Origin of the sequence: Pseudomonas sp. MNR3A (assembly GCF_009650575.1) — a bacterium.
Classification (GTDB): Bacteria; Pseudomonadota; Gammaproteobacteria; order Pseudomonadales; family Pseudomonadaceae; genus Aquipseudomonas; species Aquipseudomonas machongensis.
Map to the genome: position 1 here is coordinate 132,017 of NZ_VZZS01000006.1, position 12,946 is coordinate 144,962.

At 62.9% G+C, this 12,946-nt stretch carries 8 protein-coding genes; 7 read left to right on the forward strand and 1 reads right to left on the reverse strand.

The genetic code is table 11. The features are described from left to right. Positions 1 to 9: 9 nt before the first annotated feature. Positions 10 to 1,335: a TRZ/ATZ family hydrolase gene (locus F6X62_RS04885; protein WP_153772855.1), complete on the reverse strand. Its 1,326-nt coding sequence runs from the start codon at positions 1,333 to 1,335 to the stop codon at positions 10 to 12. A gap of 109 nt (positions 1,336 to 1,444) precedes the next feature. On the opposite strand from F6X62_RS04885, the gene mtnA reads away from it, so the two are divergent. The 7 genes from mtnA (at position 1,445) to rpsA (ending at position 12,841) form a co-directional block, all read left to right on the forward strand. Beyond that, a complete protein-coding gene (mtnA, locus tag F6X62_RS04890) occupies positions 1,445 to 2,521 on the forward strand; it encodes an S-methyl-5-thioribose-1-phosphate isomerase (protein WP_153772856.1) in 1,077 nt (358 codons plus the stop codon). A gap of 258 nt (positions 2,522 to 2,779) precedes the next feature. Then, the gene (gene gyrA, locus F6X62_RS04895; protein WP_153772857.1) at positions 2,780 to 5,551 is read left to right on the forward strand and encodes a DNA gyrase subunit A; all 2,772 of its coding nucleotides are present in this window, start codon (positions 2,780 to 2,782) and stop codon (positions 5,549 to 5,551) included. A gap of 212 nt (positions 5,552 to 5,763) precedes the next feature. Further along, positions 5,764 to 6,849, forward strand: a complete 1,086-nt coding sequence (serC, locus tag F6X62_RS04900; RefSeq protein WP_054893889.1) for a 3-phosphoserine/phosphohydroxythreonine transaminase — start codon at positions 5,764 to 5,766, stop codon at positions 6,847 to 6,849. Then, a complete protein-coding gene (gene pheA, locus F6X62_RS04905; protein WP_054893877.1) occupies positions 6,849 to 7,943 on the forward strand; it encodes a prephenate dehydratase in 1,095 nt (364 codons plus the stop codon). The genes serC and pheA overlap by 1 nt, the downstream gene beginning before the upstream one ends. A 173-nt stretch (positions 7,944 to 8,116) precedes the next feature. Beyond that, positions 8,117 to 10,354, forward strand: a complete 2,238-nt coding sequence (locus tag F6X62_RS04910) for a bifunctional prephenate dehydrogenase/3-phosphoshikimate 1-carboxyvinyltransferase (RefSeq protein WP_153772858.1) — start codon at positions 8,117 to 8,119, stop codon at positions 10,352 to 10,354. Beyond that, positions 10,351 to 11,037, forward strand: a complete 687-nt coding sequence (cmk, locus tag F6X62_RS04915; RefSeq protein WP_054893879.1) for a (d)CMP kinase — start codon at positions 10,351 to 10,353, stop codon at positions 11,035 to 11,037. The genes F6X62_RS04910 and cmk overlap by 4 nt, the downstream gene beginning before the upstream one ends. A 124-nt stretch (positions 11,038 to 11,161) precedes the next feature. Continuing rightward, positions 11,162 to 12,841, forward strand: coding sequence for a 30S ribosomal protein S1 (gene rpsA, locus F6X62_RS04920; protein WP_054893880.1), 1,680 nt, complete (start codon positions 11,162 to 11,164; stop codon positions 12,839 to 12,841). Positions 12,842 to 12,946 lie beyond the last annotated feature (105 nt).

Genomic DNA, 12,946 nt, shown 5'->3' on the forward strand with positions numbered 1-12,946 from the left:
GCCGGCCGGTCATTCTTTGCCAGCGCGAATGCGCGCTCCCCAGGTGCGGGCGGTGTCGATCAGTGCCGCTTCGTCCATCTGGGTCAGGCGCCTGTCGTCGAGCAGGTGGTGGCCCGTGACCCAGACGTGGCGCACGCAGTCGCGGCCGGTGGCGTAGATCAGTTGCGAAACCGGGTCATGCACCGGTTGCTGGGCCAGGCCCGAGAGGTCGAAGGCGGTGATGTCCGCGGCCTTGCCCACCTCCAGCGAGCCGATGCTTGCTTCCAGCCCCAGGGCGCGGGCGCCGTTGAGCGTGGCCATGCGCAGGGCGCGGTGGGCGTCCAGGGCCGTGGCCGAACCGGCGACGGCCTTGGCCAGCAATGCTGCGGTCCGGGTTTCGCCAAGCAGGTCGAGGTCGTTGTTGCTGGCGGCACCGTCGGTGCCCACGGCGACGTTGACCCCGGCCTGCCACAAGCGTTCGACCGGGCAGAAGCCGCTGGCCAGCTTGAGGTTGGATTCCGGACAGTGCACCACGCTGGTGTTGCTTTCTACCAACAGGGCAAGGTCGTCGTCGCTGATCTGGGTCATGTGCACGGCTTGCAGGCGCGGACCCAGCAGGCCGAGGCGCGCCAGGCGTGCCAGGGGGCGTTCGCCGTGCTCGGCCACGGCCCGCTCGACCTCGCCGGCGGTCTCGTGGATGTGCATGTGCAGCGGCGCGTCGAGCTGGTCGGCGATGACCCGGATCTTCTCCAGATTCTCGTCATTGACTGTATACGGGGCATGGGGGCCGAGGGCGATACTGATGCGTGGGTGATGGCGCAGGTCGCCGAACAGCTCGATGGCCAGGTGCAGGGCCTCGTCGGTGGTGCGCGCACCGGGGATGGGGAAGTCCAGCAACGGCACGGCCACCTGGGCGCGGATGCCGCTGCGGTGCACGCGGTCACAGGCTTCGCGGGGGAAAAAGTACATGTCGGCAAAGCAGGTGATGCCACCCTTGAGCTGCTCGGCGATCGCCAGGTCGGTGCCGTCGCGCACGAAGGCTTCGTCGACCCAGCGCCCCTCGGCCGGCCAGATGTGCTCCTGCAGCCAGGTCATCAGCGGCAGGTCGTCGGCCAGGCCGCGGAACAGGGTCATGGCGGCGTGCCCGTGGGCGTTGACCAGCCCCGGAGTGAGCACGCAGTCGGGCAGCTCGCGCACCTCGCGTGCCTGTGGTGCCCGCTCGCGGGGGCCGATCCAGGCAATCAGCCCGTCCCGGATACCCAGGGCGTGCCCTTCGAGCGCCACGCTGGCCGGCTCCACGGGCACCAGCCAGCGGGGTGCGAGCAGCAGGTCGAGCGGCGAAGAGGCTGAAAGCATAGGCAGGCTACCGGGTTCCGTTAAATGGAACGCGCAGTATACCCGAGCGCCTGCGCCCGAGGCTCGCTATAATCGTCCGCTTTTGATCAGTGAATTGCGGGGAGAGGCGATGCGCGAGCGACTTTTGGTGGCGGAGAAGGTGACCAGCATCCAGTGGCGTGATGGCACCCTGCATCTGCTCGACCAGCGTCTGCTGCCGACCCGCGAGCACTGGCTGACCTGCGTCGATGCGGCGTCCGTGGTCCAGGCGATCCGCGGCATGGCGGTGCGCGGTGCGGCTGCTATCGGCATCAGTGCTGCCTATGGGCTGGTGCTTGCGCTGCGTCAACGCCTGGCCGAGGACGATGACTGGGAGCAGGCGCTGGAAGAGGACTTCCTCGAACTGGCCGAGGCGCGGCCGACAGCGGCCAACCTGTTCTGGGCGCTCAACCGCATGCGCGAGCGCCTGCAGCGGTTGCGCCCCGACGAGGACGTGCTCGCAGCCATGGAGGCTGAAGCTGTGGCGATCCACGACAGCGATCGCGAAGCCAACCTGACCATGGCGCAGAGCGGTATCGAGCAGATCCGTCGCCACCAGGGCAGCGAGCAGACCTTGCTGACCTACGGCAATGCCGGTGCGTTGGCCAGCGGTGGTTTCGGCACTGCGTTGGGGGTGATCCATGCCGCCTATCTGGAGGGCATGGTCGAGCGCGTCTATGCCGCAGAAACCCGCCCCTGGTTGCACGGATCGCGCCTGACGGCCTGGGAGCTGTCCCATGAGGGGATTCCGGTCACGTTGTGTGCAGACTCGGCGCTGGCGCACCTGATGAAGACCAAGGGCATCACCTGGGTGGTGGTCGGTGCCGATTGCATCGCGGCCAATGGCGACATGGCGAGCAAGATAGGCACATACCAGCTGGCGGTCTCTGCCATGCACCACGGCGTACGTTTCATGGTGGTGGCGTCGAGTACCAGCATTGACCTCAACCTCGCCAGCGGTGATGACATCCCTCTCGAAGAGCGCGAGGCAGACGAGTTGCTGGAAGTGGCCGGGAAGCGGGTTGCTGCGGATGTCGAGGTGTTCAACACTGTTTTCGATGTGACCCCTGCGGATCTGATCGACGTGATCGTGACCGAAAAAGGTATTGTCGAGCGCCCGGACGCTGCAAAAATCGCCCAGTTGATGTGTCGCAAGCGCTTGCATTGAGTGTTTTCGCGAGGGGGATGGCGCTCGGGACTTTCCGCTTCAGTGGCATCCTGCCCCATCTCCCACCCGCCAACCCTTTGTGATACCATCCGACAGTTTCCAAGGCCGCTCTTTTCCGCGGCCTTCATTGCGCAGATCCTGGGCACAACTCATTGATTTGTCGTATGTCGTCGCACTGTCGAACGCTGCGGCGACGAGCTTCGTTCGTCCACCGATGGATATGGCGAAGTTTCACCAGAAAAAGGAATCAGGCTTCTCATGGGCGAACTGGCCAAAGAAATCCTCCCGGTCAATATCGAAGACGAACTGAGACAGTCCTACCTCGACTACGCGATGAGCGTGATTGTCGGGCGAGCGCTGCCCGATGCGCGTGACGGCTTGAAGCCTGTGCATCGCCGCGTCCTGTACGCGATGAGCGAGCTGGGCAACGACTGGAACAAGCCGTACAAGAAGTCCGCCCGTGTGGTCGGTGACGTCATCGGTAAATACCACCCGCACGGCGATACCGCTGTGTACGACACCATCGTGCGCATGGCGCAGCCGTTCTCGCTGCGCTATCTGCTGGTCGATGGCCAAGGCAACTTCGGTTCGGTGGATGGCGACAACGCCGCGGCCATGCGATACACCGAAGTGCGCATGACCAAGCTGGCTCACGAGCTGCTGGCCGACCTGCACAAGGAAACGGTCGACTGGGTGCCCAACTACGACGGCACCGAGCAGATCCCGGCTGTCATGCCGACCAAGATCCCCAACTTGCTGGTCAACGGCTCCAGCGGTATTGCCGTGGGCATGGCGACCAACATTCCGCCGCACAACCTGGGCGAGGTCATCGATGGCTGCCTGGCGCTGATCGACAACCCCGAGGTCACCGTCGATGAGCTGATGCAGTTCATCCCGGGCCCGGACTTCCCGACTGCCGGCATCATCAACGGTCGCCAGGGCATCATCGAGGCCTATCGCACCGGTCGTGGCCGCATCTACATGCGTGCCCGTTCCGAGATCGAAGACATCGACAAGGTCGGTGGCCGTCAGCAGATCGTCGTCACCGAGCTGCCGTACCAGCTGAACAAGGCGCGTCTGATCGAAAAGATCGCCGAGCTGGTCAAAGAGAAGAAGATCGAAGGCATCACCGAGCTGCGCGACGAGTCCGACAAGGACGGCATGCGCATCGTCATCGAGCTGCGTCGCGGCGAAGTGCCTGAGGTAGTGCTCAACAACCTCTATCAGCAGACCCAGCTGCAGAGCGTATTCGGTATCAACATCGTCGCGCTGATCGACGGTCGTCCGCGGTTGCTGAACCTGAAAGACCTGCTCGAGGCCTTCGTTCGTCACCGTCGCGAAGTGGTCACCCGTCGCACCGTGTTCGAATTGCGCAAGGCGCGCGAGCGTGGGCACATCCTCGAAGGTCAGGCCGTCGCGCTGTCCAACATCGATCCGGTCATTGCCCTCATCAAGGCCTCGCCGACGCCGTCGGAAGCCAAGGAAGCCCTGATCGGCACGCCGTGGGAATCCAGTGCCGTGCAGGTCATGGTCGAGCGCGCCGGCGCCGACTCCTGCCGTCCGGAAGACCTGCCGGAGCAGTATGGCCTGCGTGATGGCAAGTACTGGCTGTCGCCTGAACAGGCCCAGGCCATTCTCGACCTGCGTCTGCACCGTCTGACTGGCCTGGAGCACGAGAAGCTGCTGGCCGAGTACCAGGAGATCCTCGAGCAGATCGGCGAGTTGATCCGCATCCTCAACAGCGCCCAGCGCCTGATGGAAGTGATCCGCGAAGAGCTCGAAGCGATCCGCGCCGAGTACGGCGATGCCCGTCGTACCCAGATCCTCGATGCCCGTCACGACCTCAACTACGGCGACATGATCCCCGAAGAAGAGCGTGTGGTGACCATCTCCCATGGTGGCTATGCCAAGACCCAACCGTTGTCCGCTTACCAGGCCCAGCGCCGTGGCGGCAAGGGCAAGTCGGCCACCGGCGTGAAGGACGAGGACTACATCGAACACCTGCTGGTCGCCAACAGCCACGCCACGCTGCTGCTGTTCTCCAGCAAGGGCAAGGTGTACTGGCTCAAGACCTACGACATCCCTGAAGCCTCCCGCGCCGCGCGTGGGCGCCCGATGGTCAACCTGCTGCCGCTGGAAGACGGCGAGCGCATCACCGCGATGCTGCAGATCGATCTCGAAGCCCTGCAGCAGAGCGCCGACCTCGACGAAGAGATCGACGAGGCGGAAGACGCGGTGCTCGAAGGCGAATTGATCGAGCCGGAAGAGGTCGACGAAGAAGACGGCGACACGCCGGAATTGGTTGCCGAGCCAACCGGCGCCTACATCTTCATGGCGACCGCTTCCGGTACCGTCAAGAAGACCCCGCTGGTGCAGTTCGCTCGCCCGCGCTCCAACGGCCTGATCGCGCTCAAGCTGAAGGAAGGTGACACCCTGATCGCTGCTGCCATCACCGATGGCGCGAAGGAAGTCATGATGTTCTCCAACGCCGGCAAGGTGATTCGCTTCGCCGAGAGCGTGGTTCGCGAGATGGGTCGTACTGCGCGCGGTGTGCGTGGCATGAGGCTGGGCAAGGGGCAGGAAGTGATTTCCATGCTGATCCCCGAGTCCGGCGCACAGATTCTCACCGCCTCCGAGCGTGGCTTCGGCAAGCGTACTCCGCTGTCCAAGTTCCCGCGTCGTGGTCGTGGTGGGCAAGGTGTGATCGCCATGGGCACCAAGGGGCGCAACGGTTTGCTGATCGGTGCCATCCAGGTTCAGGAAGGCGAGGAGATCATGTTGATTTCCGATCAGGGTACCCTGGTGCGTACACGGGTTGGCGAGGTCTCCAGTCTGAGCCGTAACACCCAGGGTGTGACGCTGATCAAACTGGCCAGCGACGAGACGCTGGTGGGGCTGGAGCGTATCCAGGAACCGTCCGAGGACGAGCTCGACGACATCGTCGAGGCGGACGAGGAGGGCGTCGACAACGACGCGCTGGACACGGCTGGCGAAGACGCCGCAGGCACCGAAGAGGCGCCGCAGGACTAAGCCAGTGCACTACCCGAACGGGGCGACCAAGGTCGCCCCGTTTGACTGATTAGCGACGGCAACGTCTGGTTTTTGTGGGAGCGGGCTTGCCCGCGAAGCAGGCGGTGCGATGTATGGCGCCGGCTTCGCCGGTGTTCGCGGGCAAGCCCGCTCCCACAGGATTACCGCTGAACCAGCTGGTTAGATTTTGTTCTATTAGAGCGAGAGTGGATGTGAGCAAACGAGCCTTTAACTTCTGCGCAGGCCCTGCCGCGCTTCCCGACGCTGTGCTGCAGCGTGCTCAGGCCGAAATGCTGGACTGGCGCGGCAAGGGCTTGTCAGTGATGGAAATGAGCCACCGCAGCGATGACTACGTGGCGATCGCTGAAAAGGCCGAGCAAGACCTGCGTGATCTGCTGACCATTCCCTCGAACTACAAGGTGCTGTTCCTGCAGGGCGGTGCCAGCCAGCAGTTCGCCGAGATCCCGCTGAACCTGCTGCCGGAAAACGCCACCGCCGACTACATCGAGACCGGTATCTGGTCGAAAAAGGCCATCGAGGAAGGGCGCCGTTTCGGCAACATCAACGTTGCTGCCAGCGCCAAGCCCTACGACTACCTGGCCATTCCTGGCCAGAACGAGTGGAAGCTGACCCCAGGGGCTGCATACGTTCACTACGCCTCCAACGAAACCATCGGCGGTCTGCAGTTCGACTGGGTGCCTGAAACCGGTGATGTTCCGCTGGTGGTCGACATGTCGTCCGACATCCTCTCGCGCCCGATCGACGTGTCGCAGTACGGCCTGATCTACGCCGGTGCGCAAAAGAACATCGGCCCGAGCGGCCTGGTGGTGGTCATCGTGCGCGAAGACCTGCTCGGTCGCGCGCGCAGCACGTGCCCGACCATGCTCGACTACAAGATCTCGGCCGATAATGGTTCGATGTACAACACTCCGGCTACCTACTCCTGGTACCTGTCGGGCCTGGTGTTCGAGTGGCTCAAGGAGCAGGGCGGCGTCGAGGCCATGGAGCAGCGCAACCGCTCCAAGAAAGAACGCCTCTACGGCTTTATCGACGCCAGCGAGTTCTACACCAACCCGATCAGCCACAACGCCCGCTCTTGGATGAACGTGCCGTTCCGTCTCGCCGACGAGCGCCTGGACAAGGCATTCCTCGCCGGTGCCGACGCCCGCGGCCTGCTCAATCTCAAGGGCCATCGTTCGGTCGGTGGCATGCGTGCCTCGATCTACAACGCGCTGGGGCTGGATGCGGTGGAAGCCCTGGTGGCCTACATGGCCGAATTCGAGAAGGAGCACGGCTGATGTCCGAACAGGAACTCAAGGCCCTGCGCGTTCGCATTGACAGTCTCGACGAGAAAATCCTCGAGCTGATCAGCGATCGTGCCCGCTGCGCCGAAGAGGTGGCGCGGGTCAAGACCGCTTCGCTCGCCGAAGGCGAGAAGCCGGTGTTCTACCGTCCCGAGCGTGAGGCTGCAGTGCTCAAGCGCGTCATGGAGCGCAACAAGGGGCCGTTGGGTAACGAGGAGATGGCGCGTCTGTTCCGCGAAATCATGTCGTCGTGCCTGGCCCTGGAAGAGCCGTTGAAGATTGCCTACCTCGGCCCAGAGGGCACCTTCACCCAGGCTGCAGCGATGAAGCATTTCGGTCATGCGGTGATCAGCCGTCCGATGGCGGCCATCGATGAAGTGTTCCGCGAAGTGGCGGCCGGCGCGGTCAACTTCGGCGTGGTGCCGGTGGAAAACTCCACCGAAGGCGCGGTCAGCCACACGCTCGACAGCTTCCTCGAGCACGACATGGTGATCTGTGGCGAGGTCGAGCTACGCATCCACCACCACCTGCTGGTGGGCGAGAACACCAAGACCGACAGCATCACCCGTATCTACTCGCACGCCCAGTCGCTGGCCCAGTGCCGCAAGTGGCTGGACGCGCACTACCCGAACGTCGAACGCGTGGCGGTCTCGAGCAATGCCGAGGCGGCCAAACGGGTCAAGGGCGAGTGGAACTCGGCGGCGATCGCCGGTGACATGGCAGCCAATCTGTATGGTTTGACCCGTCTGGCAGAGAAGATCGAAGACCGTCCGGACAACTCCACGCGCTTCCTGATGATCGGTAACCAGGAAGTGCCGCCAACCGGCGACGACAAGACCTCGATCATCGTTTCGATGAGCAACAAGCCAGGCGCGCTGCATGAACTGCTGGTGCCATTCCACGATAACGGCATCGACCTGACCCGCATCGAGACCCGCCCGTCGCGCAGCGGCAAGTGGACCTACGTGTTCTTCATCGACTTCGTTGGCCACCACCGCGATCCGTTGATCAAGGCGGTGCTGGAGAAGATAAGCCAGGAGGCCGTGGCGTTGAAGGTGCTGGGGTCTTATCCGAAGGCGGTGCTCTGAATTTATTGTTGCCCGTGGGTGGGAGCGCTTTGCGCTCCATCGCGGGACCAGCCCGCTCCCACAGGTTTCACGTTGCCCGTGAGAGTGGCGTCGGACCTATAGTGCGGGTTCGTCCTGCCCATCTGTAGGCTGTAATTTGGCACATGTTGCTGTTCTGAACAGGGTTCGCACTCGTGGTTAATGCTGTAAACAAACCCGCACCGCTCATCAATCGCCTGGTCGTCGTCGGCCTGGGTCTGATCGGTGGTTCCTTCGCCAAAGGTCTGCGTGAAAGCGGCCTGTGCCGCGAAGTGGTCGGTGTCGACCTGGATGCCCAGTCGCGCAAGCAGGCTGTCGCCCTCGGCGTGGTCGACCGCTGCGAAGAGGATCTGGCCGCGGCCTGTGTCGGTGCTGACGTGATCCAGTTGGCGGTACCGATCCTGGCCATGGAAAAGCTTCTGGCCCGCCTGGCGTCGCTCGACCTGGGGGCTGCGGTGATCACCGATGTCGGCAGCGCCAAGGGCAATGTGGTGCGTGCCGCGCGGGCCGTGTTCGGCGAGCGTCTGGCGCGTTTCGTACCCGGCCATCCGATCGCGGGGTCCGAGCAGAGCGGTGTGGAGGCTTCCAATGCTGCACTGTTCCGTCGTCACAAGGTGATCCTCACGCCGCTCGCCGAAACCGACCCGACAGCCCTGGCCTTGGTCGATCGCCTGTGGCGCGCGCTGGAGGCGGATGTCGAGCACATGCCGGTCGAGCGTCATGACGAAGTCCTGGCGGCCACCAGCCACCTTCCGCACCTGCTGGCGTTCGGCCTGGTGGATTCGCTGGCCAAACGCAATGAAAACCTCGACATCTTCCGGTACGCTGCGGGAGGGTTCCGCGATTTCACGAGAATCGCCGGCAGCGACCCGATCATGTGGCATGACATCTTCCTCGCCAATCGCGACGCTGTCCTGCGCACGCTGGATACATTTCGCAGCGATCTCGACGCCTTGCGCGACGCGGTCGATGCAGGGGACGGGCACCAGCTGCTGGGTGTATTCACCCGCGCTCGGGTCGCCCGCGAGCATTTCAGTAAAATCCTGGCCCGCCGGGCCTATGTGGACGCTATGAACGCCAACGACCTGATCTTCCTGGCCCAACCTGGTGGCCGCGTGTCCGGACGGATTCGCGTACCGGGCGACAAATCGATTTCCCACCGTTCGATCATGCTCGGCTCGCTGGCCGAGGGCACCACAGAAGTCGAAGGCTTCCTCGAGGGCGAAGATGCCTTGGCGACCTTGCAAGCCTTCCGCGACATGGGTGTCGTCATCAAGGGGCCGCACCACGGCCGCGTCACTATTCATGGTGTCGGCCTGCACGGACTGAAGCCGCCACCTGGTCCGATCTACCTGGGTAACTCCGGGACCTCGATGCGCCTGCTGTCGGGCCTGCTGGCCGCACAGCCGTTCGACGTGACCATGACCGGTGACGCTTCGCTGTCCAAGCGTCCGATGAACCGCGTGGCCAATCCGTTGCGCGAGATGGGTGCCGTGGTCGAGACCGGCCCGGAGGGGCGCCCACCGCTGACCATTCGCGGTGGCCAGAAGCTCAAGGCGCTGAACTACACCCTGCCGATGGCCAGTGCCCAGGTGAAGTCCTGCCTGCTGCTGGCTGGCCTGTACGCCGAAGGCACTACCACCGTCACCGAGCCGGCACCGACCCGCGATCACACCGAGCGCATGCTGCGCGGCTTCGGCTACAGCGTGCAGAGCAATGGCCCTGTAGCTTCGCTGCAGTCCGGCGGCAAGTTGACTGCCACTCGGATCGAAGTGCCAGCCGATATCTCGTCCTCGGCCTTCTTCCTGGTCGCAGCGTCCATCGCCGAAGGTTCGGAACTGGTGCTGGAGCACGTCGGCATCAACCCGACCCGCACCGGCGTAATCGACATCCTGCGCCTGATGGGGGGTGACATCACCCTGGAGAACCAGCGTGAAGTCGGTGGCGAGCCTGTCGCCGACCTGCGCGTGCGTGGCGCAAAACTCAAAGGTATCGAGATTCCGGAAGAGCTGGTGCCGCTGGCCATCGACGAATTCCCGGTGCTGTTCGTCGCTGCGGCCTGCGCCGAAGGGCGTACCGTGCTGCGTGGCGCCGAGGAGCTGCGGGTCAAGGAGTCGGACCGTATCCAGGTCATGGCTGATGGCCTGATCGCCCTGGGCGTGAAGTGCGAGCCGACCCCGGACGGCATCATCATCGACGGCGGCCAGATTGGTGGCGGTGAGGTCCACGGTCACGGTGATCACCGGATCTCCATGGCCTTCAGCATTGCCTCGCTGCGTGCCAGTGCGCCGATCCGTATTCACGACTGCGCCAACGTCGCCACTTCCTTCCCCAACTTCCTGGCGCTTTGCGCCGAAGTCGGCATCCGCGTGGCGCAAGAGGGCAAGTCGTGAATTCGCAGGCGCCGGTCATCACCATCGACGGGCCAAGCGGCTCGGGCAAGGGCACGGTCGCTGGCCTGCTGGCACGCGAGCTTGGCTGGCGGCTGCTGGATTCCGGAGCGTTGTATCGCCTGCTGGCGTTCAACGCCTCGAACCATGGCGTCGACCTGACCAACGAAGAGTTGCTCAAGGCGCTTGCCGCCCACCTGGACGTGCAGTTCATCGCCGCCGAGCCGGGCAAGCTGCAGCAGATCATTCTCGAGGGCGAGGATGTGAGCAATGTCATCCGTACCGAAACGGTAGGGGCGGGCGCCTCGATGGTCGCTTCTCTGCCAGCGGTGCGCGAGGCGCTGCTGCAGCGCCAGCGCGCCTTCCGCGAGGCGCCGGGTTTGATCGCCGACGGTCGTGACATGGGCACCGTGGTGTTTCCCGATGCGCCACTGAAGGTGTTTCTCACTGCCAGTGCCGAGGAACGCGCCCGCCGCCGTTACCTGCAGTTGAAGGGCAAAGGCGAAGATGTTAGTCTGTCGAGTCTGCTAGATGAGATTCGTGCGCGCGATGAGCGCGACACCCAGCGCGCAGTGGCCCCGCTCAAGCCGGCGGCCGATGCAATCCAGCTGGACTCTACCGAGTTGTCCATCGAGCAGGTGCTGCAACGGATCAGAAGCGAGCTCGCATTGCGCGACCTGCTCTGATCGCCAGGAAAGCAGGCAGGGGCACCAGTCAACGTCCTGCCCGCTTTTCTTTACTTAAACGAAACCCACATTGTCTGGAATGTGGCGATGGGCGTCTGTCTCGCCCGAATTTACAGGAATTAAAATGAGCGAAAGCTTTGCAGAACTCTTTGAAGAAAGCCTGAAAACCCTCAATCTTCAGCCGGGCGCAATCATCACCGGTATCGTTGTCGACATCGACGGCGACTGGGTTACCGTTCACGCTGGTCTGAAGTCCGAGGGCGTCATCCCGCTCGAGCAGTTCTACAACGAAGCTGGCGAGCTGACCATCAAGGTCGGTGACGAAGTTCACGTTGCGCTGGACGCGGTCGAAGACGGCTTTGGCGAAACCAAGCTGTCCCGTGAAAAAGCCAAGCGCGCCGAGTGCTGGATTGTTCTGGAAGCTGCTTTCGCTGCCGAAGAAGTGGTCAAGGGCGTTATCAACGGTAAGGTTAAGGGCGGCTTCACTGTCGACGTTAACGGCATCCGTGCGTTCCTGCCGGGCTCCCTGGTTGATGTCCGTCCAGTGCGCGACACCACCCACCTGGAAGGCAAAGAGCTGGAATTCAAGGTCATCAAGCTGGACCAGAAGCGCAACAACGTTGTCGTTTCCCGTCGCAGCGTGCTGGAAGCCGAGAACAGCGCCGAGCGCGAAGCCCTGCTGGAAACCCTGCAGGAAGGCCAACAGGTCAAAGGTATCGTCAAGAACCTCACCGACTACGGCGCCTTCGTGGACCTGGGCGGCATCGACGGCCTGCTGCACATCACCGACATGGCCTGGAAGCGCATCAAGCACCCGTCGGAAATCGTCAACGTTGGTGACGAAGTCGACGTTCGCGTTCTGAAGTTCGACCGTGAGCGCAACCGCGTTTCGCTGGGTCTGAAGCAGATGGGCGAAGATCCGTGGGTTGCTATCACTTCCCGCTACCCAGAAGGTACTCGTGTTACCGCTCGCGTCACCAACCTGACCGACTACGGCTGCTTCGCCGAGCTGGAAGAGGGTGTCGAAGGTCTGGTACACGTTTCCGAAATGGACTGGACCAACAAGAACATCCACCCGTCGAAAGTCGTTCAGGTTGGCGACGAAGTGGAAGTCATGGTTCTGGACATCGACGAAGAGCGTCGTCGTATCTCCCTGGGTATCAAGCAGTGCAAATCCAACCCATGGGAAGACTTCTCCGGCCAGTTCAACAAGGGTGACAAGATCACCGGTACCATCAAGTCGATCACCGACTTCGGTATCTTCATCGGCCTGGACGGCGGCATCGACGGTCTGGTTCACCTGTCCGACATCTCCTGGAACGAAACCGGCGAAGAAGCCGTGCGTCGTTTCAAGAAGGGCGACGAGCTGGAAACCGTCATCCTGTCGGTTGACCCGGAGCGCGAGCGTATCTCCCTGGGCATCAAGCAGCTGGAAGACGATCCGTTCTCCAACTTCGTTGCTGTCAACGACAAGGGTGCAATCGTCAAGGGCATCGTGAAGGAAGTTGACGCCAAGGGCGCCATCGTCACTCTGGCCGACGACATCGAAGCTACTCTGAAAGCTTCCGAAATCAGCCGTGACCGCGTTGAAGACGCGCGCAACGTTCTGAAGGAAGGCGAAGAGATCGAAGCCAAGATCATCAGCGTTGACCGCAAGTCCCGCGTCATCAGCCTGTCCATCAAGTCGAAGGACGATGCTGAAGAGCGCGAAGCAATCCAGAGCCTGAAAAACACCGCTCCGGAAGCTGCTGCCGACACCACCATGGCTGCGCTGCTGCGCGAAGCAATGGCCAAGCAGAACTGAGTTCTGTTTGATTGGTAAAAAAGGGCGACCCTCGGGTCGCCCTTTTTTATGCCTTTGATTTCTCTCCCTTCCCCAGAGCCTTGCCGCTGCGGTGTTCCTGTCGGT